19 protein-coding genes and 2 pseudogenes are annotated in these 25,059 nt (G+C 72.3%); 7 read left to right on the top strand and 14 right to left on the bottom strand.

What is annotated here, in order from left to right; all coding sequences use genetic code 11:
- Positions 1-115 precede the first annotated feature (115 nt).
- Positions 116-1,105 carry a LacI family DNA-binding transcriptional regulator gene (locus DDP54_RS16790; RefSeq protein ID WP_242448550.1) on the bottom strand — a complete coding sequence of 330 codons (990 nt, stop codon included), beginning with the start codon at positions 1,103-1,105 and terminating at the stop codon, positions 116-118.
- Positions 1,106-1,388: 283 nt separating this feature from the next.
- Here DDP54_RS16790 and DDP54_RS16795 point away from each other — a divergent pair, with 283 nt between their 5' ends.
- From DDP54_RS16795 to DDP54_RS16810, 4 genes are all read left to right on the top strand, one after another.
- Positions 1,389-3,578 (top strand): beta-galactosidase, encoded by a 2,190-nt coding sequence (locus tag DDP54_RS16795; protein WP_109133122.1) that lies wholly within the window; start codon positions 1,389-1,391, stop codon positions 3,576-3,578.
- A complete protein-coding gene (locus DDP54_RS16800) occupies positions 3,575-5,074 on the top strand; it encodes a glycoside hydrolase family 43 protein (protein WP_197711473.1) in 1,500 nt (499 codons plus the stop codon). Before DDP54_RS16795 ends, DDP54_RS16800 begins: the two co-directional genes overlap by 4 nt.
- Positions 5,075-5,124: 50 nt before the next feature.
- On the top strand, positions 5,125-7,422 hold the full coding sequence (locus DDP54_RS16805; protein ID WP_109133123.1) for a glycoside hydrolase family 3 C-terminal domain-containing protein: 2,298 nt from the start codon (positions 5,125-5,127) through the stop codon (positions 7,420-7,422).
- 159 nt (positions 7,423-7,581) lie between these two features.
- Positions 7,582-8,445, top strand: coding sequence for a PAC2 family protein (locus tag DDP54_RS16810; protein ID WP_109133124.1), 864 nt, complete (start codon positions 7,582-7,584; stop codon positions 8,443-8,445).
- Between the two features lie 37 nt (positions 8,446-8,482).
- On the opposite strand, the gene mshC is transcribed toward DDP54_RS16810, so the two are convergent.
- Complete coding sequence (gene mshC, locus DDP54_RS16815) at positions 8,483-9,745, bottom strand: cysteine--1-D-myo-inosityl 2-amino-2-deoxy-alpha-D-glucopyranoside ligase (RefSeq protein ID WP_109133167.1); 1,263 nt, start codon at positions 9,743-9,745, stop codon at positions 8,483-8,485.
- 70 nt (positions 9,746-9,815) lie between these two features.
- On the bottom strand, positions 9,816-10,709 hold the full coding sequence (locus tag DDP54_RS16820; RefSeq protein WP_109133125.1) for an undecaprenyl-diphosphate phosphatase: 894 nt from the start codon (positions 10,707-10,709) through the stop codon (positions 9,816-9,818).
- 86 nt (positions 10,710-10,795) lie between these two features.
- Between DDP54_RS16820 and DDP54_RS16825 the strand changes: the two genes are divergently transcribed.
- A complete protein-coding gene (locus DDP54_RS16825) occupies positions 10,796-11,758 on the top strand; it encodes an aldo/keto reductase (RefSeq protein WP_109133126.1) in 963 nt (320 codons plus the stop codon).
- A gap of 33 nt (positions 11,759-11,791) precedes the next feature.
- Here the strand turns inward: DDP54_RS16825 and DDP54_RS18290 are convergent, their stop codons facing one another.
- Complete coding sequence (locus tag DDP54_RS18290) at positions 11,792-12,112, bottom strand: primosomal protein (protein ID WP_158274566.1); 321 nt, start codon at positions 12,110-12,112, stop codon at positions 11,792-11,794.
- Between the two features lie 113 nt (positions 12,113-12,225).
- Here DDP54_RS18290 and DDP54_RS16835 point away from each other — a divergent pair, with 113 nt between their 5' ends.
- Complete coding sequence (locus DDP54_RS16835; RefSeq protein WP_109133127.1) at positions 12,226-12,459, top strand: DUF5703 family protein; 234 nt, start codon at positions 12,226-12,228, stop codon at positions 12,457-12,459.
- A gap of 2 nt (positions 12,460-12,461) precedes the next feature.
- On the opposite strand, the gene DDP54_RS16840 is transcribed toward DDP54_RS16835, so the two are convergent.
- The 4 genes and pseudogenes from DDP54_RS16840 to ald all read right to left on the bottom strand — a co-directional run bounded on the left by DDP54_RS16840 (position 12,462) and on the right by ald (position 17,753).
- Positions 12,462-13,835, bottom strand: coding sequence for a M20/M25/M40 family metallo-hydrolase (locus DDP54_RS16840; protein WP_109133168.1), 1,374 nt, complete (start codon positions 13,833-13,835; stop codon positions 12,462-12,464).
- Positions 13,836-13,856: 21 nt separating this feature from the next.
- Complete coding sequence (locus DDP54_RS16845) at positions 13,857-15,947, bottom strand: M3 family metallopeptidase (RefSeq protein ID WP_109133128.1); 2,091 nt, start codon at positions 15,945-15,947, stop codon at positions 13,857-13,859.
- 64 nt (positions 15,948-16,011) lie between these two features.
- A complete protein-coding gene (locus DDP54_RS16850) occupies positions 16,012-16,578 on the bottom strand; it encodes a GNAT family protein (RefSeq protein ID WP_109133129.1) in 567 nt (188 codons plus the stop codon).
- Positions 16,579-16,632: 54 nt separating this feature from the next.
- Positions 16,633-17,753: pseudogene (gene ald / locus DDP54_RS16855) on the bottom strand (alanine dehydrogenase).
- 125 nt (positions 17,754-17,878) lie between these two features.
- Between ald and DDP54_RS16860 the strand changes: the two are divergent.
- Entirely contained in the window at positions 17,879-18,415 is a 537-nt protein-coding gene (locus DDP54_RS16860) for an Lrp/AsnC family transcriptional regulator (RefSeq protein WP_109133130.1), read from the top strand.
- 16 nt (positions 18,416-18,431) lie between these two features.
- On the opposite strand, the gene DDP54_RS16865 is transcribed toward DDP54_RS16860, so the two are convergent.
- The 6 genes and pseudogenes from DDP54_RS16865 to DDP54_RS16890 all read right to left on the bottom strand — a co-directional run.
- On the bottom strand, positions 18,432-18,992 hold the full coding sequence (locus DDP54_RS16865; protein WP_109133131.1) for a dihydrofolate reductase family protein: 561 nt from the start codon (positions 18,990-18,992) through the stop codon (positions 18,432-18,434).
- 36 nt (positions 18,993-19,028) lie between these two features.
- The gene (locus DDP54_RS16870; RefSeq protein WP_109133132.1) at positions 19,029-19,994 is read right to left on the bottom strand and encodes an aminoglycoside phosphotransferase family protein; all 966 of its coding nucleotides are present in this window, start codon (positions 19,992-19,994) and stop codon (positions 19,029-19,031) included.
- A gap of 381 nt (positions 19,995-20,375) precedes the next feature.
- A complete protein-coding gene (locus DDP54_RS16875) occupies positions 20,376-21,764 on the bottom strand; it encodes an MBL fold metallo-hydrolase (protein WP_109133133.1) in 1,389 nt (462 codons plus the stop codon).
- A gap of 44 nt (positions 21,765-21,808) precedes the next feature.
- A complete protein-coding gene (locus DDP54_RS16880; protein ID WP_242448551.1) occupies positions 21,809-23,149 on the bottom strand; it encodes a mannitol dehydrogenase family protein in 1,341 nt (446 codons plus the stop codon).
- Positions 23,150-23,166: 17 nt separating this feature from the next.
- Positions 23,167-24,588 (bottom strand): glucuronate isomerase, encoded by a 1,422-nt coding sequence (uxaC, locus tag DDP54_RS16885; RefSeq protein WP_109133134.1) that lies wholly within the window; start codon positions 24,586-24,588, stop codon positions 23,167-23,169.
- A gap of 53 nt (positions 24,589-24,641) precedes the next feature.
- Positions 24,642-25,059 (bottom strand): annotated as a pseudogene (locus DDP54_RS16890) (UxaA family hydrolase); the annotation flags it as partial.

Genomic DNA, 25,059 nt, shown 5'->3' on the forward strand with positions numbered 1-25,059 from the left:
ATCGGTACTGTGACGTATGAGCAACGTACATGGCGCGCCACGACTGCACAAGTCCCACTTTTCTCAGCACCCGCCCGACGAGGCGTTCGCCCACGTCAGGGGGTTGCCACCCCCGTCAGGCCGAAGCGCGAGGTACGAGCTCGATCACCGCGACCTGGGTGTCCGGGACCGGTCCGCCGAGGTTCAGCCGGCTCAGGACCATCTGGGCGAGCTGGCGCGCGAGCAGCTCGGTGTGGACGTCGATCGAGGTCAGCGGCGGATCCGCGAACGGCGCGAACAGCACGTTGTCGACGCCGATGAGAGCGACGTCCTGCGGAACCTTGAGTGCGAGCCGGCGCAGCCCGGCCATCACCGCGAAGGCCACCTCGTCGTTGTACGCGCAGATGGCGGTCACGGGCTCCGCGCCCGCCCGCCAGACGCGCACCGCGTCGGCCGCGAGCCCGACGTCGGGTGCCACGTCGAGCACCACAGGCGCCGGCAGGCCGAGCTCGAGGCAGGCCTGCTGCGCTCCCGCGATGCGAGCCTTGAGGAAGGCCGTGACGCGCGGGTCGATGGAGGCCGCGTAGCCGATCCGGACATGGCCCTGCTGGGCGAGGTGCCGGACCTGCATCTGCCCGATGGCCTCCTGCGGCACCGAGAGGCCGCGGTCCTCGGGTCGGTCCAGGTGGGAGCCGATGATCGGGATGCCGCGTCCCTCCATCCTCGCGACGTCGGCGAGCGGCAGCGCGAAGACGTTGACGACGGCCGCCGGCATGAGCTCCTGCCACAGGGGCAACAAGCCCTGGTCGGCCCGCTGACGGCGGTAGATGGTCGTCAGGCCGTGCGGCTCCAGCTCGTCGGAGAACTGCTCGAGGAACGCGCTGATGGTCCCGCCCACCGGGACCTCCGGCAGGAGGACGACGACCGTCTCGCTGGTCCCCCGGCGCAGGGCGCGGGCGGCCGCCGACGGCGTGTAGCCGAGCTCGGCAGCAGCGGCGAGCACGCGTTCGGTCGTCGCCGCGGAGATCGACTGGGTCGGCGTGTCGTTCAGCACGTAGCTGACGGTGCTCTGCGAGACGCCAGCGAGCGCCGCGACGTCGCGAGCCGTGATGCGCTTGAGGTCCACTGGCAAATCCTTCCGGTGACGGTCCGGGCTGCGAACGGCAGCGCGAGAGCCTGACTCTCGCACGCACGTTCTCACGAAGACACTTGCTTATTCGTATGAGTGCAGTGTAGGCATAGACACCACTAGCCCGGCCGAGCCGGCTGAGCCAGTGTCGTCCCGCGGACGACCCCGACGATCGCACCCGACGATGGGCGCGCTGGGAGAGACCACCGATGCTCTGTCACAGGCCGCTTCACGGCACCCCGAGCCACGTCCACCACCGCCCCGCGACGGGTCCGGCCCGATGAGCGCCGACGCCCCGCGCGACCCGGGAGAGATCCCCAGCGGCGTCCTGTTCGGTGCCGCGTACTACCACGAGTACCGGCCCACGCCGCAGCTGGACCGCGACCTCAACCTCATGGTCGAGGCCGGCTTCACGGTGATCCGTGTCGGCGAGTCGGTGTGGTCGACCTGGGAACCCGAGGAGGGCAGGTTCGACCTCGACTGGCTCGAGCCGGTCCTCGACGGCGCCTACGCCCGCGGGATCCAGGTGATCCTCGGCACCCCGACCTACGCCGCGCCGCCGTGGATGGCGCGGCTGCACCCCGAGATCGTCGGCGACACGGCCACGAACACCCCGATGCGCTGGGGCTCGCGCCAGGAGATGGACTTCACGCACCCTGCGTTCCGCTTCTACGCCGAACGTGTCTCCCGCGCGATCATCCGCCGCTACCTCGACCACCCCGCGATCATCGGCTACCAGGTCGACAACGAGCCCGGTATCCGGCTCCTGTACAACACGGGCGTCTTCCAGCGCTTCGTCGACCACCTGCGCGCGACGTACGGCACCGTGGAGAGGCTCAACGAGGCGTGGGGGCTCGTCTACTGGTCGCACCGCCTGTCCACCTGGGCCGACCTGTGGGTGCCGGACGGCAACGCGCAGCCCCAGTACGACCTGGCGTGGCGCCGGTTCCAGGCGCAGCTCGTCACCGAGTACATCGGCTGGCAGGCGGACATCGTCCGCGAGGAGGTCGCCGAGACCCACCCCGAACGGTTCGTGACGACCTGCATCTCGTACGACCAGCTCGGGGTCGAGGACGAGCGGATCTCCGACCGGCTGACGATCGCGTCGGGCAACGCGTACTACGAGATGCAGGACGCACTCACCTACCCCAGCACCGAGCCGATGTCGCCGGGCTGGATCGTCAGCGGGGTCTGGGGCGTCTACCAGCTCGCGGACCTCATGTACTCCTCGCGCCAGGCGCCGTTCCTGGTGACCGAGACCAATGCCGGGTCCATCGGCCACGGCTCGGTCAACTCGGTCGCGTACGACGGGCAGTGGCGGCAGTCCGCGTGGGCGCTCGTCTCCCGCGGGGCCCGGATGGTCGAGTACTGGCACTGGCACACGCTGCCCTTCGGCACCGAGACGTTCTGGGGCGGGGTGCTCCCCCACGACGGTCGTCCGGGCCGCGCCTACGCCGAGATCGCGCGGATCGGAGCCGAGCTCCGCGCCGCCGAGGAGGTCCTCACCGACGCCGAGCCGGACGCCGACGTGGCCTTCCTCTACGACAGCGACTCCAAGTGGGCGCTGAGCTTCGGCCCCCTGTCCCCCCTGCCGGGGGCGACCGGGTGGGGCGACGCCGACTCCTACCGGGGCCTCGCCCTCCCGTTCTACCGGGGAGCGTTCGACGCCGGGCTCCAGGTCAACACGATCCGCCCGCGCCAGCTCTTCGGGGACCCGGGCGGCCGACCGGCTCAGGACCCGCGGGAGTTCGCCGCGCGGCGACCCGTGCTCGTCGTGGTCGGCCAGTTCACCGCGACGGACTCCCAGCTGGAGTGGCTCGTCGCGTACGCGGCCGCGGGTGGGCACCTCGTCGTCGGACCCCGCACGGGCTACGGCGACGAGGAGAGCCGCGCTCGCGTCGAGGTCAAGCCCGCGATCGTGTCGGCGGCCGCGGGCGTCAGCTACCAGGAGTCCAGCAACCTGCACTCCCCCGTGACTGTGACACCCGGCCCGGCATCCGCGTCGGCCGAGCTGCGTCTCGACGAGGGTGCCGCGGCCACCGCGTGGAGCGACTACCTGGTGCCCACGACCGCCGACGTGCTCGTCGGGTACGACCACCCGCACCACGGCAGCTGGGCGGCGGTGACCACTCAGCGCCACGGCGACGGCCGGATCACGGTCGTCGGCACGGTGCCGAACCAGGCGCTGGCGACGTCGCTCCTGCGGTGGGCGACGCCGACCCGCGTGACCCAGGACTGGGTCGATCTCCCGGACTCGGTGCGCGTGACGACCTCACGGGCTGCGGGCGGGCGCCGCATCTGGTTCCTCCACCACTGGGCGTGGGGCGAGGCCGACGTCACCTGCCCTCGCGACCTCGACGACGTCCTGGCACCGGACACCACGGTGCTCGCCGGTCACACGATCCGGCTCGGCCCGTGGGACGTCCGTGTCCTCGTGGACCACCCTTCTGACGACCGGAGCAGCTCATGACGATCGACCTCAAGAACCCGTCCATCGCCGGCTTCCACCCGGACCCCAGCGTCGTCCGCGTGGGCGAGGACTACTACGTCGCCTGCTCGACGTTCGAGTACCTGCCCGGCATCCCGGTGTTCCACAGCCGAGACCTGTCGACGTGGACCCTCATCGGTCACGTCGCCGAGCGGGTCGGGCAGCTCGCCGTCGAGCAGGTGCCGACCGGGGGCGGCGCCTGGGCGCCGACGATCCGGTACCACGACGGCACGTTCTGGATCGCGATCACCGACGCGCTCGGGCGGAACACGATGCTCTTCAGCGCGACCGACCCGGCCGGGCCGTGGAGCGACGGCGTGCCCGTCGAGGGCATCAACGGCATCGACCCGGACCTCGCCTGGGACGAGGACGGCACGTGCTACATGACGTACTCGGCCCTGCGGCTCGTCGGCGACGAGCTCGGCACGCACCACGGCATCGAGCAGGTCCGCATCGATCCCCATGCCGCCAAGGCGCTCGAGGAGCCGCGGTCGATGTGGTCGGGGACCGGCCTGATGTTCCCTGAGGCCCCGCACCTCTACCAGCGCGACGGCTGGTGGTACCTCATGATCGCCGAGGGCGGCACGGAGCGTGGCCACTCGGTCAGCATCGCCCGGAGCAGCCGGCCCGACGGACCGTTCGAGGGCAACCCGGCGAACCCCATCCTGTCCGCCCGGAGCACCAGCCGGCCCGTCCAGAACACCGGGCACGGCGACCTCGTGCGCACCCCGGACGGCGAGTGGGTCATGGTCCTGCTCGGGATGCGCACCACGGGCGGGACCCGCGCGTTCTCCCCCATGGGTCGCGAGACCTTCTCCACGCACGTCACCTGGGTCGACGGGTGGCCCACCGCTGAGCCCGTGATCCTCACCGCACCCGCGTCGGGCAGCTTCGAGGACACGTTCGACGAGGCCGAGCTCGGCGGGGAGTGGATCGCGGTGCGCCGACTGCCCGCCGAGGTCGCCGACCTCACGGAGCGCCCCGGCCACCTCGTCCTGCACGGCGACGGCACCGACATGTCCAGCTCACGGCCGCAGTTCGTCGGGTTCCGGCAGGCGCACCACCGCATGCGCTGGGCCGCCGACGTCGACGCCACGGCGGGCACCGGCGGGCTGACCCTGCGCTACGACGAGGCGCACCACTACGACATCGAGGTGGGGGACGGCATCATCGTCGCGCGGGGCCACCTCGCGAGCCTTCAGCAGACGTGGTGCACCCCGGCACCGGCTCCGGAGGCTCCGCTGACCCTGTGGATCGAGACCGTGCCGGTCCAGTTCAGCGGGTTCGAGAACATGGGCTCGGACACCGTCCGCCTCGGGTACGACGGTCCCGACGGACCCGTCGCACTGGCCGAGCTCGACGGCCGCTACCTCTCCGCCGAGGTCACCGCGTCCTTCACCGGCCGTGTGCTGGGCGTGTACGCCCGTGACGGCCTCATCGCCGTCGACACCGTCCGGTACGACGGCCGCGACGACTGACCCGCGGATTCCTGAGCCCCCCTCGCACCCACCACTGCTTTCGGAGAGTCATGACCACCATCGATCCGCACGCCCCGGTCGCACCCCCGGCCCTCGACATCCCCGCGATCCTCGCGGACCTCACCCTCAAGGAGAAGGCCGCCCTGCTCGACGGCTCGGACTTCTGGCACACCGAGCCGATCGAGCGGCTCGGCGTGCCCGCGATCATGGTTACCGACGGCCCGCACGGCGTGCGCAAGCAGCCCGAGCACGGTGACCACCTGGGCCTCGGCGACAGCGTGCCTGCGACCTGCTTCCCGCCGGCCGCCGGCCTGGCGTCCTCGTGGGACGTCGACCTGCTGCATCGCGTCGGCGAGGCGCTCGGCGACGAGTGCCGCGCCCAGCAGGTCGCCGTCCTCCTGGGCCCCGGCGTCAACATGAAGCGCTCGCCGCTGTGCGGCCGGAACTTCGAGTACTTCTCCGAGGACCCGTTCCTCGCCGGCCGGCTGGCCGCGTCGGTCGTGCGCGGGGTGCAGTCCCGCGGGGTGGGCACCTCGCTCAAGCACTTCGCCGCCAACAACCAGGAGACCGACCGCATGACGGTCTCGGCGGAGGTCGACGAGCGGACCCTGCGCGAGATCTACCTCCCGGCGTTCGAGCACGTCGTCGCGACCGCGCAGCCGTGGACCGTCATGTGCTCCTACAACAAGATCAACGGGGTGTACGCCTCGGAGGACCACTGGCTGCTCACCGAGGTGCTCCGGGACGAGTGGGGCTACGACGGGCTCGTCGTGTCCGACTGGGGCGCCGTCAACGAGCGCGACCTGGCGGTCGCCGCCGGGCTCGACCTCGAGATGCCGTCCTCGAGCGGAGCCGGAGCACGCACGATCGTCGCGGCCGTGGCGAACGGCACGCTCGACGAGGCCGATGTCGATCGCGCCGCCGGCCGGGTCCTCGGGCTGGTGAACCGGTCCCTCCCGGCACTCGTGCCCGCGCCCGACTTCGACGTCGACGCCCATCACGCCCTCGCCGGTGAGGCCGCGGCGGCCAGTGCGGTGCTCCTGAAGAACGACGGCGGCGTGCTGCCGCTGGACGCCGGCCGAGGCGGCCGCATCGCGGTCATCGGCGAGCTCGCTCGCACTCCCCGCTATCAGGGCGCAGGCAGCTCGCAGGTGTGCCCGATGCGGCTGGACGACGCGCTGTCGGCGCTCACGCGCGCCGTGGCAGGCGCCCGACCGGTCAGCTTCGCTGCCGGCTACGTCGTCGAGTCCGACGCCGCAGACCCCGCTCTCGTCGCCGAGGCGGTCGAGGCAACCCGCGACGCGGACGTCGTCCTGCTGTTCCTCGGCCTGCCCGCGTCGTACGAGTCCGAGGGCTACGACCGCGACCACATGGACCTCCCCGACCCGCAGGTGGCTCTGCTCGAGGCCGTCGCCGCGGTCAACAGCAACGTCGTCGTCGTGCTCTCCAACGGGTCCGCCGTCGCGATGCCGTGGGAGCACCACGCCCGGGCGGTCCTCGAGGGCTGGCTGCTCGGCCAGGCGGGCGGGTCAGCCGTCGCCGACCTCCTCCTCGGCACCGTCAACCCCTCAGGGAAGCTCGCCGAGACGCTGCCGCTCCGCCAGGTCGACAACCCCACCGTCGGGGCCTTCCCCGGCGAGCACGAGCAGGTGCGCTACGGCGAGGGGCTCCTCATCGGCTACCGGTGGTACGACTCGCGTGGCATGGCCGTCGCCTACCCGTTCGGGCACGGGCTGTCCTACACGACGTTCACCTACTCCGACGTCGAGGTCGAGGTGCTGGACGACGTCGACACCACCGTCGCGGTCTCCGTCACGGTGACCAACGCCGGTGACCGCGCAGGTCAGGAGACGGTGCAGGTCTACGTCGCCGACCCGGACAGCGAGGTGTTCCGTCCCGAGCAGGAGCTCAAGGGGTTCGCCAAGGTGTCACTCGAGCCGGGTGCGAGCACGCGCGTCACGATCGAGCTCGATGCTCGCGCGTTCTCGTGGTGGCACACGTCGCTGCACCGCTGGGTCGTGGAGAGCGGCACGTTCGAGATCCGGGTCGGCTCGTCCTCGCGCGACATCCGCAGCACCGTCACGATCGAGCTGCCCGGCGACGACCTCACCCCGGCGCTCGCCCCGGACTCCACCGCGTCGGCGTGGCTCGACCACCCCACCGCGGGGCCGCGCCTCCTGGCTCAGCTCCAGGCCGCGAGCGGCGGTGTCGCCGACATGTTGTTCGACCCGCAGAACGGCGCGATGATCCGCGCCATCCCCCTGGTCCGCCTGAGCCGGTTCCCCGGCTTCCCGGTCCGCGAGGAGGACATCGCGGACCTGGCGGCCGAGGCGAACGCGCACAGGTGACCTCTCGGCCGGGTGCCTGCTCGAGCCGCGAGGCCAGGCACCTGGTCGGGCCCCGGTCGGGCCCGGACCAGGGACAAAGCCGGGCCTCCGGCCGCCACCGAGCGACCCGCCGGGGCGGTCCCGCTGCCCGCCCGTGCGTGGGCGTCCTAGGCTGACGGGATGACCGAGCAGGCGCACCCGCCGACCGAGCTCCCCCCGAGGGAGACGATCCTGCTTGCCGCCTTCGAGGGTTGGAACGATGCGGGCTCCGCAGCGAGCCAGGCCCTCGAGCACCTCCACGAGGTGTGGGGCGCCGAGCAGGTCGACGAGCTGGACCCCGAGGAGTACCACGACTTCCAGGTGAACCGGCCGGTGCTCGGCATCGGCCCCGACGGTCGCCGTGAGATCACCTGGCCGACGACGGCCGTCGCGGTCGCGACGGCACCACGGTCCGGGCGGCAGGTCGTGCTGGTCCACGGGATCGAGCCGTCGATGCGTTGGCGCCGGTACTGCACGGAGCTGCTCGACATCGCCGCGGGACTCGGCGTCAACACCGTCATCACCGTCGGCGCGCTCCTCGCGGACGTGCCCCACACCCGCCCGATCCCGGTCACCGCGACGAGCGAGGACCCCGCGGTGCGTGAGCTGCTCGGAGTCGACCCGAACACCTACGAGGGGCCGACCGGCATCGTCGGGGTCCTGCAGCACGAGGCCGAGGTCCGCGGCATGCGCGCGCTGTCGCTGTGGGCCGCCGTGCCGCACTACGTGGCGCACCCCCCGTCGCCCAAGGCCACGCTGGCGATCCTCACGCGCCTCGAGGGGCTGCTGGGTGAGCCGATCGCGCTCGGCGACCTGCCCGACGACTCGATCGCGTGGCAGGCCGGCGTCGACGAGCTCGCGAGCGAGGACAGCGAGATCGCCGAGTACGTGCACCAGCTCGAGCAGGCGAAGGACACCGCCGACCTGCCCGAGGCGAGCGGTGAGGCCATCGCGCAGGAGTTCGAGCGGTACCTGCGGCGTCGTGACAAGGGGACCGGCGGCTGACGGCTACCAGCGCCTGAGGGCAGCCGGCGCCTGACCGCTACAGCCGGATGCCCAGCAGCGCGTTGACCGTCCGTGAGATGACGCCCGGAGCACCGATCACGGCCTCGGCTGTGCCGCCCGTCCGCAGCGCGTCGTCCGCCCAGGCGTCGACCGCCGTGAGCGCCGCCGGCGCGTCGAGGTCGGTGGCGAGTGCCGACCGGACGGCCGCGAGCGTGGCCGTGGCATCCGGTCCACCGTTCCCCGACACCGCCCGCTGCCACCGGTCGAGCTGCGCGCGGGCGAGCTTGAGGTCCCCCTCGGTCCAGTCCCAGTCGCACGAGTAGTGGTGCGCAAGGATCGCGAGCCGGACGGCCATGGGGTCCTCGCCCTGCGTGCGCAGCCGCGAGACCAGCTCGAGGTTGCCGCGCGACTTGCTCATCTTCTCGCCGTCCAGCCCGACCATCCCGGCGTGCACGTGGATGCGCGCACCCTGGCCCGCGTCGAGCAGCCGGGCGTGCGACGTGCTCATCTCGTGGTGCGGGAACCGCAGGTCGACGCCGCCGCCCTGCACGTCGAACGGCAGGCCGAGTCCGTCCCGCGCGATCACGGCGCACTCGATGTGCCAGCCGGGCCGACCGCTGCCCAGCTCGCCGCCGTCCCACGCGGGCTCGCCCGGACGCTCCCGACGCCACAGCAGCGGGTCGAGCGGGTCGCGCTTGCCGGCGCGGGCAGGATCGCCACCCCGCTCGGCGAACAGCTCGAGCATCTCCTTGCGGTCTAGGCCGGCGACGCGGCCCAGGTCCGGGTCGACACTGAGGTCCGCGTAGACGTCACCGCGGCCGTGCCCGGTCGCGTCCGGCTCCTCGACGCGGTACGCAGCGCCGGCCGCAAGGAGGTCGCGCACAGCCTGGGCGACGGCGGGGATCGACTCGACGGCGCCCGTGTAGACGTCGGGCGGGACGACGCCGAGGGCCGTCATGTCCTCCGCGAACAGCGCCGTCTGCTCGATCGCGAGCTCGCGCCAGTCGACACCCGTTGCGAGCGCACGCTCGAGCAGCGGGTCGTCGACGTCGGTGACGTTCGAGGCGTAACGCACGCGCTGACCGGCGTCGAGCCATGACCGCACGAGCAGGTCGAAGGCGATGTACGTCGCGGCGTGGCCGAGGTGGGTCGCGTCGTACGGCGTGATGCCGCACACGTACAGGGTCGCGGTGTCACCGGGCGCTGCGACGACGAGCTCGCCGGTGGAGGTGTCCCGGACCCGGACGGGGCCGCCACGTCCAGGGAGCCGAGGGATCTGCGGGGGCGGCCAGGTGAGCACACCCCCAGAGTAACCGGCACCGGTCCGGGGCACCGCGGGCGTCCGGCCCGCGGGCTCAGCCGGCGCCGCGTCAGCCGGCGACCGGCGCGGCCCCGACCGCGTCCAGCGCACCCGTCAGCAGGAGCACGACGACGATGGCGGCCAGCACGATCCGGTAGATGACGAACGGCATGAAGCTGCGCGTGGAGATGAGACGCAGGAACGCGATGATGACGACGTAGCCGACCGCGAAGGCCACGACCGTCGCGATGAGCGTCGCACCGACGCCGGGCGTCCCTGCCTTGCCGAAGTCGCCGACGCTCTTGACCAGCTGGTAGAGCCCTGAGGCGAGCACCGCAGGGACCGCGAGCAGGAACGAGTACCTGGCTGCCGCCTCGCGCGTGTAGCCGAGCAGCAGTCCCGCGGTGATGGTCCCGCCCGAGCGGGAGACGCCCGGGATGAGCGCGAGGGACTGGGCGAACCCGAACGCCACGGCATGGCGAGGCGTCAGCTGGTCGATCGTCCTGTGCTTCGCACCTACCCGGTCGGCCCACCCGAGGATCAGGCCGAACACGACGAGCGTGAGCACGATCAGCCACAGGTTGCGGAACGTGCTCTCGATCGAGTCCTTGAACGCCAGCCCCAGCACCACGATGGGGATGCTGCCGAGAGCGATGAACCACGCCATGAGCGCGTCCCGGTCGAGCGGCGCCCCTTCCGGCGCACCCATCCGCGAGCGCAGGTCCGTGCCGTGGTCGCCGCGGACCGCGCGCCACCACGCCGTGCAGATCCGGGCGATGTCGCGCCGGAAGTACAGCAGGACCGCGGTCTCCGTCCCGATCTGGGTGATCGCCGTGAACGCCGCACCGGGATCGGACTGCCCGATGAGCTCGCCGACGATGCGCAGGTGCGCGCTCGAGGAGATCGGGAGGAACTCGGTCAGGCCCTGGACGAAACCGAGGACGATCGCTTCCGCTGCACCCATGCCTGCTGTCACGAGCCGCAACGATAGCCGAGCGGGTGCGCGCCGCAGCCAGGTGGGGAGCACACTCGCCGGTTAACCTTCGCGTCATGGAACAGCGTCAGCTCGGCCGTACCGGCCTGCGAGTCTCCCACCTCGGCCTCGGCACGCTGACCTGGAGCAGGGACACCGACGAGCACGAGGCCCGCGAGCAGCTGCGGGACTTCGTCGAGGCGGGCGGGACGCTGGTCGACACGTCGGCGTCCTATGCCGACGGTGGCGCCGAGGAGCTGATCGGCTCGCTGCTCGGCGACGTCGTCGCTCGCGAGGACGTCGTGCTGTGCACCAAGGCCGGGGTGCGGAGCGCAGCGTCCGGCGGCGGCGCCGACGCGTCCCGAGGCGGCCTGCTCAGCACGCTCGACGCGTCGCTGCGCCGGCTGGGCACGGACCACGTCGATCTCTGGCTCGTCCAGGTCCCCGACCCGCACACGCCCCTGTCCGAGACCGTCTCGGCCCTGCGGCTCGCGGTGACCAGCGGGCGCGCCCGCTACGTGGGGCTCTCGAACCATCCCGGCTGGCAGGTCGCGCGCGCCGCGACGCTCCTGGCCGACGACGTCGGGCTCGCCGCGGTCGAGGTCGAGTACTCGCTGCTGGAACGCGGCATCGAGCGCGAGGTGCTGCCCGCGGCGACCGACCTGGGCATCGGCGTGCTGGCCTGGTCACCGCTCGGGCGCGGGGTGCTGACCGGCAAGTACCGCCGGACGATCCCCGCCGACTCGCGCGCCGCGTCCCCGCACCTGGCCGGGTTCGTCCAGCCGTACCTCGGCTCGCAGTCCCTCGCCGTGGTCGAGGCGGTCGCGACCGCCGCGTCAGGGCTCGACTGCACGCCGCTCGAGGTCGCGCTCGCCTGGCTGCGCCTGCGCACGCCGATCACGTCGTCGATCGTCGGGGCACGCACGGCCGCGCAGCTGCGCGGGTCGCTCGCCGCCGACGACGTCGAGCTCCCCGAGGAGATCGTGCGGGCGCTCGACGAGATCAGCGCGCCGCAGCTCGGCTACCCCGAACGGCGCTGACCTGGAAGACGCTGACCTGAAGCCCGCCGAGGCTCAGCGGTCCTCGGTGGTGAGCTCGTCGACGAGCACGTCGTCGTCGTACTCGTCGTCCGCGTCGTCGGACTCCTCCGCGTCCTCGCCCTCGGACTCGTCGTCCTCGTCCTCGTCGTCGTCCTCCTCGGCGAGGTAGAACGGCGTGGCCTCGCTGTACACGGTCCCGAGGGCGTCGTCGTAGGCCTCGAAGGCGTCCGCGAGGACGTCGTAGGCGTCGTCGACACCGGGATCGTCCTCGCCCCGACGGGAGGCGACGGCGTTGAAGTGCGCCTCGAGAGCAGCAATCAGGCGGTCCAGGGCGGCGCGCGGGTCGACGGTCATGGCATGACGGTATCTCCGCACCGTGCACAATGGCACTGCAATCGGCCTGACGGCGCCCGCGCCGCCCGGTCTGTGGCGAGATCGGACGGTGACGAGTGACAGAGACAGCAGCAGTGCGGAGCCTTCGGGGCGACCCGGCGGCGCAGAGCGCGCAGTACGAGTTCCGGGTGCTGAGCATCCCGAGATCCACGAGCCAGGGCGACGCGAGCAGACGGCTGACCGAAGAGGCGGAGTACGGCCGCTGGGAGCTCGCCCGCGTCGTGCTCTACGTCGGGGGTGAGCGCAAGGTGACCCTGCGGCGCAGGATCATCCGCGTGCGCAGCACGCTCGACTACACGATCGGCTGACCTCAGCAGGTCCGCAGGAGCCGGTCGAGGACGCGCACGCCGAAACGGAGCGCGTCGACCGGCACACGTTCGTCGACGCCGTGGAACATGCCCGCGAAGTCGAGCTCGGCGGGCAGCCGCAGCGGCGCGAAGCCGTAGCCGGCGATGCCGAGGCGTGACAGCGACTTGTTGTCCGTCCCGGCGGAGAGCATGTACGGCAGGACCACCGCACCCGGGTCCTCCGCGACCAGCGCGCCGACCATGGCGTCCACGAGCCCGCCCGAGAACGGCACCTCGAGCGCGACGTCTCGGTGGATGTGCTCGAGGGTCACGTCCGGACCGGCCAGCCGGGCAAGGGTCGCGAGGAACTCGTCCTCCTGCCCCGGCAGGAACCGGCCGTCGACCGTCGCCTCGGCGTGGCCGGGGATGACGTTGGCCTTGTAGCCGGACGTGAGGCCGCTCGGGTTCGCGGTGTTGCGGGTCGTCGCCCCCACGAACCGCGAGGCCGACCCGAGCGCCGCGAGGATCGCGTCGATCGAACCCTCGTCCTCGGGGTCGAAGGTCAGGCCCACGAGGTCGGCGACACCCTGCAGCAACGTGCGCACGGTCGGGCTGAGCGACAGCGGCCACGGGTGCTGCCCGATGCGCCCGACCGCGGCGGCGAGATGCGTCACGGCGTTGTCTGCGTTGACCTGGCTGCCGTGCCCCGCCCGGCCGTCCGCGACGAGCCGGAGCCAGCCGATGCCCTTCTCGGCGGTCTGCAGCAGGTAGGCCCGGCGACCGTCGAGGTCCACCGAGAACCCCCCGACCTCGCTGATCGCCTCGGTCGCGCCCGCGAACAGCTCAGGTCGGTGGTCGACCGCCCACCTGGCTCCCTTGGCGCCGCCGGCCTCCTCGTCCGCGAAGAACGCTACGACCACGTCACGCGCCGGCTTGCGGCCCTCGCGAACCATCTGGCGTACGACCGCCAGGATCATCGCGTCCATGTCCTTCATGTCGACCGCGCCGCGGCCCCACACCAGGCCGTCGCGCAGCTCGCCCGCGAACGGGTCGACCTGCCACTCGGGCGCGTGGGCCGGCACCACGTCGAGATGGCCGTGCAGCACGAGCGCGGGCCGGCCCGGGTCCGCCCCCTCGAGCCGCACCACCACGTTGGCCCGTCCCGGCTCGCTCTCGAAGAGCTCCGGGGTGAGGCCGACGTCGGTCAGCAGCCCCATGACGTGCTCGGCCGCCGCGCGCTCCCCCGGTCCCGAGCCGTCGCCGTAGTTCGACGTGTCGATCCTGATCAGGTCCTGGCACAGGCCGACGACCTCGTCCTCGGCAGCGCTGGACCCGGCGCGTCCGGTGGGGAGCCCTGCGGGGGCGGCGGACGTCGGGCGAGCGGGGCCGGTGGGCATGGCGTTCACCGTACCCGCCGCTCAGACCTCGGTCGTGGCCGCCAGCAGGCCGCGGCGAGCCAGCAGCGGGGCGATCTCGGGGTCACGTCCCCGCAGGTCGCGGAACGCACCCATCGGGTCGGTCGACCCACCGCGGGCCAGCAGCCGGCGCCGGAACTCCTCGCCGTTCGCCCGCGACAGCCCGCCCTGCTCACCGAACCACTCGACGGTGTCCGCATCGAGCACCTCGGACCAGATGTACGAGTAGTACCCGGCCGAGTAGCCGCCCGCGAAGACGTGGTTGAAGTACGCCGTCCGGTACCGCGGCGGCACGGGCCCGAACGCGATCCCGGCCCGCTCGAGGGCCGCGGCCTCGAACGCCTCGACCTCGGCCGGGTCGGTCGGGACCTCGTCGGGCGCGAGCCGGTACCACGCCTGGTCCAGGAGTGCGGCGGCGAGGTACTCGGTCGTCGCGAAGCCCTCGCCGTCCTGACGGGCCGCGAGCAGCGTGTCGACCCACTCGGACGGCATCGGCTCGCCCGTCACGTGGTGGACGGCGTACGAGCGCAGGATCGCCGGGTCCCACGCCCACATCTCGTTGACCTGCGAGGGGTACTCGACGAAGTCGCGCGGCACCTCGGTGCCCGACTGCGACGGGTAGCGCACGTCGGAGAACAGGCCGTGCAGCGCGTGGCCGAACTCGTGGAACATGGTGATGACCTCGTCCCACGACAGGAGCGTGGGCTCGCCGGGCGGCGGCTTGGGGATGTTGAGGTTGTTGACGACGACGGGACGCTCGTCGAGCAGGTCGGACTGGTCGACGAGCGTGTTCATCCACGCGCCGCCCCGCTTCGACTCGCGCGTCCAGTAGTCGCCGAGGAACAGCCCGAGCCCGGTGCCGTCCTCCTCGTGGACCTCGAAGACGCGGACGTCCGGGTGGTAGCCGACGAGGTCCGGCCGCGGGCTGAACGTGAGGCCGTAGAGCTCACGGGCAGCGCGGAACACGCCGTCCCGCAGCACGCGGTCGAGCTCCAGGTACGGCCGGAGGAGGGCGTCGTCGAGCGACCGCCGCTCGTTGCGGACACGCTCGGCGTAGTACGCCCAGTCCCACGCCTCGAGGCTGGCGCCCGGCTCGTCGCGCTCGAGGGCGCGCTGGAGATCGGCGGCCTCCTCGCGTGCGTTCGTGACGGCGGCGGGCGCGAGGCGACCGAGGATCTCCTCGACCGCGTCGGCCGTCCGCGCGGTCGCGTCCGCGGCCACGTACCCGGCATGGTGCGGGTACCCGAGCAGCTGCGCCCGCTCGGCACGCAGGCGTGCGAGCGCGAGGACGGTCCCGCGGGTGTCGTGGTCGTCACCGCCCGATCCCCGCGTGATGGAGGCGGTGTGCACACGCTCACGCAGCCGACGGTGCCGCAGCCCGGCGAGCACACCCTGCTGGGTGGGCAGCTGGAGCTCGATCAGCCACTGCCCGTCGTGACCGCGCTCGGTCGCGGCCTGGGCAGCCGCGGCACGTGCGTCGGACGGCATCCCGTCGAGCTCGGCCTCGTCGGCCACCAGCACCGCCGACGCGTTGGCGCCGGCGAGGATCTGCCGGCCGAACACCGTCTCGAGGGACGTGATCTCGGCGTTCAGCCGACGCAGCCGCTCCTGCGCGGGAGCGTCGAGCGCGATGCCGGAGCGCTCGAACGCGATGCGCAGGCGGTGCAGCAGCCAGGCGGTGTCGGGCTCCAGGTCGAGGTCACCGGCCTGTGCCGCGGCGTGCAACGCCTCGAGGCGCGCGAACAGCCGGGCGTCCTGGTGAATCGCATCGTGGTGCGCCGCGAGCAGGGGGGCGACCTGCTCCTCGATCTGGTCGAGCCCCGCGGCCGCGTCAGCGCTCGACTGGTTGAAGAACGTCGTCGCAGCGCGGTGCAGCAGGCGCCCCGACCGCTCGAGCCGCTCCAGCGTGTTCTGCGGCGTCGCGGGCTCAGGGTCGGTCGCGATGGCCTCGATCTCGGCCCGCTGCTCCGCCATGCCCGCCAGCAGCGCCGGCAGGTAGTGCTCCTCGCGGATCACGGTGAAGTCCGGCAGTCCGTACGGCAACGTCGACGGGGTCGCGAACGGGTTGGCCGGGTCGAGGAAGCTGGAGGTCATGCCCTCATCATCCCCGACCGTCGGAGGGCACCGACTCTGTTCCGCCGCGCGCGGACGCTCGCGCTCAGCCGTCGACGGCCGGACGGACCGGCCGGGCGTCTGTCGCGAGGAGCGTGCCGACCCACGCGTCCCGTCGTCCGCCGCGCTGCAGGGCGTACCCCCGGATGTGGCCCTCGATGTGGAAGCCCGCCCGCTCAGCGACCCGCCTCGAGGCCACGTTGTGGGTGAAGCCGGTCCAGCTCAGCCGTTCGAGCCCGAGCCGCTCGGGGTCGAACGCCAGATCGACGACCAGCGCGGTCGCGCGGGACATCAGTCCTCGACCGCGGGCGTGCGCACCGAGCCAGTAGCCGATCTCGGCGGAGCCCGGCGGTTGCACCAAGAGGCCGATCATCCCGTCCAGCCGGTCGGTCGCCGCGTCTCGAACCGACCACGTGAGGTTCGTGCCGGACGACCAGCCGGCCGGGACGACCTGACGGACGAACCCCTCGCCGTCGGCGCGACCGTACGGGCTGGGCACGGTGGTGAACTCCTGGATCGCCGGGTCCTGGCACAGCGCGGCGATCGCGTCGACGTCCCGGTCGTCGGGCGCGCGCAGGTGGACGACGCCATCGGTCAGCTCGATCAGCTCCATGCGTCAGGGTCGCATGCCTGCTACCCGGTCGTCATGGTGTTTCGCCGGACCGCCTCATGCGACCGCTAGCACATCCGCGACTGATGTCGCGGCGTAGCCGTGCGCCTCGGCGACCGCAGAGCTGCACAGCTCGCCCGCGTGGGTCATCAGACCGCGTGCCAGTGCGGGGTCGGCCCGGAGCGCCCCGACCCAGCCGCGGTCGGCCAACGCCGTCAGGTACGGGAGGGTCGCGTTCGTCAAGGCGCGGGTCGACGTCACCGGGACAGCGCCTGGCATGTTGGCCACGCAGTAGAACACCGAGCCGCGCACGGTGAACGTCGGGTCGTCGTGCGTCGTCGGGTGCGTGGACTCGAAGCAGCCGCCCTGGTCGACGGCGATGTCCACGAGCACCGACCCGGGCCGCATCGTGGCGACGAGGTCGTCCGTCACGAGCTTCGGGGCGCGTGCGCCCGGGACGAGGACCGCGCCGATGACGAGATCCGCGTCGGCCACCTCCTGCTGGAGCGTGTACGCGTTCGAGGCGAGCGTGCGTACGGTGCCGCCGAACGCGACGTCGAGCTCGCGCAGCCGCTGCACGGACAGGTCGAGGACGGTCACGTGAGCGCGCATGCCGAGGGCGATCTCGGCGGCGTGCAGTCCCGCGACCCCACCGCCGAGCACGACGACCTTCGCGGCGTCGACACCCGGCACTCCCCGAGCAGCCGCCCCGAGCCGCCCTCGTTCTTCATGAGGTGATACGCACCGACCTGCGCCGACAGGCGACCGGCGACCTCGCTCATCGGTGCGAGCAGCGGGAGCGAGCCGTCCGCGACCTGCACCGTCTCGTAGGCGATCGAGGTCACGCCCGAGGCGAGCAGGGCATCGGTGTCGGGACGGTCGGCGGCGAGGTGCAGGTATGTGAAGAGCACGAGGTCCTTGCGGAGGAACTCGTACTCGGCCGCGATCGGCTCCTTGACCTTGCACACCAGATCGGCCCCTGCCCACGCCTCGTCCGCCGTGGCGACGATGCGCGCGCCGGCTGAGACGTACTCGGCGTCCGAGATCGCCGAGCCCTCCCCCGCGCCTGCCTGGACCAGGACGTCATGACCGCGGGCGACGAGCTGGTGCACGCCCGCCGGGGTGATCGCGACGCGGTACTCACGGTTCTTGATCTCGCTGGGGATCCCGACCCTCATGACGACTCCTGGGTTGTCCGGCCACTGGGCGGCGGCGGTGTGGCATCGATCACGTCTCATGCTCAGCGTGAACTTTCCATGTTTCATGTGGATGACGACCGCATCTGCTGCGGTACTTTCACCTCATGGCCGTACACCCTTCGCCGTCTCCGGTTGGCCGAGGCGATGCACCGAACGATCTGCGAACCGACCGCGGGCGGCGACCGGGGCTGGACGACGTCGACCGGCGCCTGCTCGCGCTGCTCGAGCGCGACGGACGGATGGCCAACAACGCGCTGGCCGAGGCAGTCGGGATCGCCCCGTCCACCTGCCTGGCGCGCGTGCGGCTCCTGCGTGAGTCGGGCGTCATCCGGGGCTTCCACGCGGACATCGACCCGGCGGCGCTGGGCCGGGGACTGCGCGCCATGGTGGCGGTGCGGATGCAGCCCGGCTCGCGCCAACAGCTCGCCGCCTTCGCCCGGCACATCGCTGCACGGCCCGAGATCCTCGACGTGTACTTCCTGGCCGGCGCCGACGACTTCCTCGTGCACGTCGCCGTCCGCGACACCGAGGCGCTCCGGGCGTTCGTCGTCGACCAGCTCAGCGCTCGCCCCGAGGTCGCGGTCACGCAGACCAGCCTCATCTTCGAGCACATGACGCCCGGTGGCTCGACCCGCGGCTGACCGCTGAGCACACTCCTCAGGCCTCGCCCTCCGCGGCCGCCGCGCCCACCCGGTACCGCAGCTCGAGGAACCCGGCGCCGAACCGCGTCACGTCCTCGAGAGTCAGGTTCCCGGGGAGCCGCAGCGGCAGGACGGGCGCGCCGCCACCCAGGACGACGGGCACCACCCCGAGCCACAGCTCGTCGAGCAGCCCGAGCGCAGCGAACTGGGCGACGAGGCCGCCGCCGCCCACGAGCCAGATGTTCCTCCCGGCGGCCGCGACCGCCATGCGGGCGTGCACGGCGCCCACGTCCTCCGCGGTGAGCTCGAGGTCGGCGCCCGGGAACCGGGGCAGGTCCCGGTGCGTGAAGACCCAGGTGCGCCGATGCGGGTACGGCCACTCGTCCATGCCCATGCCGAGCAGGAACTCGTACGTCGATGCGCCCATCGCGATCGCGCCGACGCCCTCGAGGAACCCCTCGAAGTGGGCCGTGACGCCCGGAACCTCCTCGAACGGTGTCAACCAGTCGAGCGATCCGGCCGGGTCCGCGATGTACCCGTCGATGCTCGCGGCCACGTAGTACTGCGTGCGTGTCATCCACCCATCGTGCCCGCGGCCACCGACATCGCGCGCTCAGCCGACCAGCGACGCCCAGACGGCGGCGCGCTGCAGCTGCCTGTCCGCGAGCGCGAGGTCACCGAGCTCGGACCACGTCCACAGCGCCTGCTCGCACGCCCTCGCCACGGACCACGCGGCGATGCGCTGCGCGTCGAGCCCCGCGCGGTCCGCGACGAGCGCGAGCCGCGGGCGCAGGACGTCAGCCGGCCGGGCCTGGCGGAACGGGTCGGCGACCTGGCTGAGCAGCGGCCACAGGTCGTAGGCGGGGTCGCCGTGCGTCGGCTTCGGGTCGATGACGACCCATCGGCCGTCGGTTGCGCGCAGGAGGTTCCCGGGGTTGAGGTCACCGTGCAGGACGACGTCGCGGTCGGCCGACGCCGGCAGGTCGCGCAGGGACGTGATGGCCAGTCCGAGCAGGCCGGGGTCGAGGTCCAGGTCGCCCTCGACGGCCGCGCGCGAGGCGCGGTCGGCCAGGAGGTCGGACCAGCCTCGGCACACCTCGAGCACCGACGGCAGCGCCGCCTGGAGGTCGATCGCGGCCAGGTCCGGGCCCGCCGGCGTGCTGCACAGGTCCCGGTGGACGTCGGCACCGGCGGCCAGGCGCTCCTCGGCGGGCGCATCCCACTCCGTCATCGGTGTGCCCGGCCGCACGTGCTCGAGCAGGAGCGCCCAGTCCTCGGGGGCGTCGTCGAGGAGGCGTGCGGCGCCCCGGCCGTCCCACGCGCGCAGCGCAACTGCCTCGTGCCGTGCCTCGTCGTGCGGGAACACGATCTTGAGGACCGCATCCTGGCTGCCGAGCGTCGTGGTCGGCGCACACCACGAGGCGTAGCCGGTGCGGAACGGCTCCCCGAGCTCGAGCCCCCAGCGCACCATTGCCCGCTCCACGAGCTCCGGGAGCCGGTCGATCCAGGCCGACCCGCCATCGGTGCGGCCGATACCGCCCAGCAGGACCGCGGGGATGTCCAGCTCGACCGGTCGCACGGGTTCAGCCTTTCGTCGGGGACGTCCGAGGCGAGCAGATGTCCAGGTACAGCTGACATCCGGGTACAGCAACGGCCCCGGACTCCGGCGTTGTCGCCTGGTATCCGGGGCCGTCGGCCGCCGTCAGCATCTTTACGTCACCGTCCATCGCGCTCGCTTGTTCTCAACACGCGCGACTTGAACCACCCCAGGCCTTGCTTCGGGGCTGTCGGCCACGAGCCACTCGGACCGCGTCCGTCCATCCCTCGCTAGGGAAACGTACTCCGCGTCCGAGCCGATCCTTCGCGGGGGATGCTGACACCACCACGCAGATCGGGAGCTCTTGATCTTGTACTGCTCAGCGTCCACAGTACACGAGATATTCCCCGCCTCGACCACACGTCACCTCAGGCGGACTCGTTCACCCAGGCGCGGCACCACAGCCGTCACGTCGAGCTCCTTGCGGATCCGGGCGGCGAGGGCCTCGGTCGACCCCTGCTCACCGTGCGCGACGTAGACGGTCTCGGGCGGTTCAGGCATCTCGCGGAGCCATGCGACCAGCTCGTCTCCGTCCGCGTGCACGGAGAACTCCTCGTCGGTGACGATCTCGGCTCGCACCGGCACGTACTGGCCGTGCATCTTGAGCTCGGTCGCCCCGTCGAGCAACGCCCGCCCGCGCGTCCCGACCGCCTGGTACCCGGTGAGCACCACCGTGTTGCGCCGGTCCGGCAGCATGTGGCGCAGGTGATGGACCACCCGGCCGCCCGACGCCATCCCCGAGGCCGAGATGACCACGCACGGCACCCGAGGGTTGTTGAGCGCCATCGACTCCTCGGCCGTCCGGGCCGTCTTGAGCGTCGGCAGGTCCACGAGCTCCGGCGACACGTCGTCGCGCAGCTCGCCACGCAGGCTGGATCGCCGGTAGACGTCGAGCGCCGCGAGCGCCATCGGGCTGTCGACGAACACCGGGACGACCGGCAGCTCGCCGCGGCGCCTCATCTCCGACAGCGCCTTGAGCACCAGCTCGGTGCGGTCGACGGCGAACGCCGGCACGAGCACGGAGCCGCCACGCTCGACAGTCCGACGGATCGAGGCCGCCAGCGCCGCGTGCGGCCTCCCCTCGACCCTGGGGTGCGTCCGGTCGCCATAGGTGGACTCCATCACGACGGTGCGGGCGGCCGGCGGGGCCGATCGAGGCCGAAGCATCGGGTGGGTCGTGCGGCCGAGGTCGCCCGAGAACAGCACGCGGGCTGCACCTGCCGTCACGAGCGCGCTCGCCGCGCCCAGGACGTGCCCCGCCCGGACGAGCGTCACGCCGACTCCCCCGCCGAGCTCGGTCGGGGCGTCGTAGGCGATGGTGCGGAACTGGGTGATGGCCTTCTCGGCGTCGACCTCCCGGTACAGCGGGAGCGGGACCTCGTGCTTGGACCAGCCCCCCGCCTGGGCGAACTCGGCGTCCCGCTCGTTCAGGTGCGCGCTGTCCCGCAGCACGATCGCGGTCAGCGCCGCCGTGCCCTCGGTCATCCAGATCGGCCCTGCGAACCCGTCACGGACCAGCGCGGGCAGGTAGCCGCTGTGGTCGAGGTGGCAGTGCGTGAGGATCACGTCGTCGATGTCGGCAGGCGGGACCGGGAACGGGTCCCAGTTCCGGCGACGCCACTCGCGGTCGCCCTGGTAGATCCCGCAGTCGACGAGGACCCGCCGGCCGCCGTGCTCGACGAGGAACTTGCTCCCGGTCACGGTCCCGACGGCGCCGAGGAACGTCAGGGTGGCCGACTCCTGCTGGCTCATGCGCTCAGCGTCCCGCGGACCACCCTGCACCGCGACCGGATGGGTCAGGGGCTCTCGAGCTCGTGGGCCTGCTCGAGGACCGCTGCGACGAGTGCGTCGTTGCCGGCGAGCTCGGGATCGAGGACCTCGAGGACGCGGCGGACCGCGCCGGGCAGCGGACCGGCGGCGAGCGGCAGGACCTCGGCGGCCCGCGCGTCGGTCACCGCTGCACCGTGGCCGCGCAGATGGCACACCCAGGCGGCGACCGGTCGCGTGGCTCCCGGCGAGATCCGACCCGCGGCGAGCTCGCGGCGAAGCGTCGGCAGCGTGCGGATCGGCAGCTTCTGCGACCCGTCGAAGGCGATCTGGTCGAGCCGGTGCCGCATGCGCGGGTTGGCGAAGCGCTCGGTGAGGGCAGCGCGGTAGGCGGCGATGTCGGTGGGCGGAAGGGTCAGGTGGGACGACGCCGCGTCCCACCACTCCTCGAGCCACGCGCGGCAGGTCGCGTCGCGCATCGCGTCGGCCACGGTGACGTGACCACGCAACGAGCCGGCGTACGCCAGCATCGAGTGCGCCCCGTTGAGCAGCCAGAGCTTGCGCTCCTCGAACGGGACGACGTCGTCGGTGAACGTCGCACCGGTGTCCTCCCACCGTGGTCGGCCGGCGACGAACTGCCCGCTGAGCACCCATTCGGTGAACGGCTCGGTCACGACGGGAGCCCGATCGTGGACGCCGGTCTGCGCCTGGACGGTGGCGAAGTCCTCCGCCGTGGGCTCGGGGGTGATCCGGTCCACCATCGTCGTGACGAAGCCCACGTTCTCGCCGATCCACGCGGCCAGGCCCGGGTCGACCAGCTCCGCGAGCTCACCCAGGACCCGGGCGACCGCCGCGCCGTTCTCGGGCAGGTTGTCGCAGGGCACGATCGTCAGTCCCCCGACCTCGGCCCGGCGACGTGCGGCCAGGCCGGCCACCAGCTTCGCGGGCGCCGTGCGCACCAGAGCGGTCGGGTCGGCGCGCAGCGTCGCCACGTCGGAGACGATCTCGGGTCGGTCGACGTCGAGCCCACCGTCCGCGCGGCGCACGTAGCCGGCCTCGGTGACGGTCGTGGTGACGATCCGGACCTGCGGGTCAGCCAGGTACCGCACGAGCGCGGCCTGGTCGTCCGCGGCGTGGGCGCGCGAGAGGCTGTGCACCACCTCGAACCGGTCGCCGTCCGCGGCGCGGGTCACGAGCGTGAACAGACCGTCCTGCGCCGCGAGCGCCGCGGCGAGGTCAGGCGACCGACCTGTGAACGCCGCGATCCCCCACTCGGCGCCGTCCGCGGCGTGGTCGGTGTACCAGGCCTGGTGGGCGCGGAAGAAGTTGCCGAGGCCGAGGTGGACGTGGCGCACCGGCGGTGCGCTCACAGTCCTGGAGAGCTCGGTCACAGCCCGAAGACCGCGCGGGGGCGGCCGCTGACGAGGTCGACCGCGGCCGCGGCCGCCTCGTCCTCGTCGAGTCGGTGCTCCGCCACGAGCTGGGCGAGGTAGCCGCTGTCGAGGCGTCGGGACATGTCGTGGCGCGCCGGGATCGAGCAGAACGCCCGCGTGTCGTCGATGAACCCGGACGTCCGGGAGAGCCCGGCGGTCTCGGTGACCGCGGCCCGCCAGCGCCGGACCGAGTCCGGGGCGTCGAGGAACCACCACGGCGCACCGATGTAGACGGCCGGGTAGAAGCCGGCGAGGGGCGCGAGCTCGCGGGAGAACACCGTCTCGTCGAGCGTGAAGAGCACGAGCTTGAGGTTGGGGTGGGTCCCGAAGCGCTCGAGGAGGGGCCGCAGCGGCTCGGTGAAGTCGCCCCGGATCGGGATGTCGTGCCCGGTGTCCGGGCCGAACCGCCGCTTCGAGGGGTCGTGGTGACCGCGCAGGACACCGGTGTGGAGCGTCATCGTCAGACCGTCCTCGGTCGACATCCGCGCCATCTCGAGCAGCATGTGCCGGCGCAGGGCGACGCCCTCGGCGTGGGTGGCGGTGCCGGCGAGCGCCGAGCGATAGACGCGCTCGGCCTCGGCCGGGTCCAGGGGCGCGGTGCCCGCGTCGAGGTGGGCGTGGTCGGCCGACCGGGCACCGTGCTCGATGAAGTACTGGCGCCGGTTCTCCATGGCCGCGACCCAGCCCGCGTAGCCGGACGTGTCGACACCCGCGGTCGCCCCGAGCAGCGCGACGGCGGCGGGCCACCCCGCGTCGGACGCCTCCAGGTACCGGTCAGGACGGAACGTCGGGATGACACGGCCGTGCCACGTGTCGTCCGCCACGAGAGCAGCGTGCACCGACAGGTCGTCGCACGGGTCGTCGGTCGTCGCGAGCGCGGCGATCTTGAACCGCTCGAACAACGCGCGCGGACGGTAGGCGTCCTGGCCGAGCCGTTCGGCCAGGTGGTCGTAGATGACGTCCGACGTGTCGGCCGACGGCCGGACCGTGACGTCGAAGATGTCCGCGAGCTCCGACTCCAGCCAGTAACGCACCGGGGTGCCACGGAACACGTCCCACCGTGAGCACAGGTGGCGCCAGACCTCACGCGCGGCCGGCTCCGACAACGGACCCTCGCCGACACCCAGCTCCTCGAGCGGGACACCCGACGCGTGCAGCAGACGCGTGACGTAGTGGTCGGGCGTCACGAACAGCTGCGCCGGGTCCCGGAACGGCACGTCGTCCAGCAGCATCCGCGGGTCGACATGACCGTGCGGCGACAGGATCGGCAGGTCACGCACCTCGTCATACAAACGCCTCGCGACGGCGCGCACGGCGGGGTCGACGGGCAGCAACCGGTCAGGGTGCAGGGCGAGCGGGGCAGGCTGGGGGGACATGGTTCCGTTCTCTTCACGTGGTCGGACGGGCGGCGGACGTCGGCGCGCGGCGCTCAGGTGACGGTGCCGAGCTGCCAGGGGACGAACTCCTCTTGCCCGATGTCGAGGTCCTCGCTCACCGTGAGGTCACCGGAGGCGACCGCGATGATACGCTCGAAGATCTCGTCACCGACGTCGGCGAGGCTCGCGGTGCCGTCGACGATGCGACCGCAGTTGATGTCCATGTCCTCGCTCATCCGCTCGAACATCTCGGTGTTCGTCGCGAGCTTGATGGACGGGGTCGGACGGCACCCGAAGACGGAGCCCCGGCCGGTCGTGAAGCAGACCACCGTGGCACCGCCGGCCACGATGCCCGTCACGGACACGGGGTCGTAGCCGGGGGTGTCCATGAACACCAGGCCCCGCTCGGTGACCGGTTCCGCGTACTCGTAGACGGCAGCCAGATCGGCCTGGCCCGCCTTCGCCACCGCA

Source organism: Cellulomonas sp. WB94, assembly GCF_003115775.1.
Taxonomy (GTDB): Bacteria; Actinomycetota; Actinomycetes; order Actinomycetales; family Cellulomonadaceae; genus Cellulomonas_A.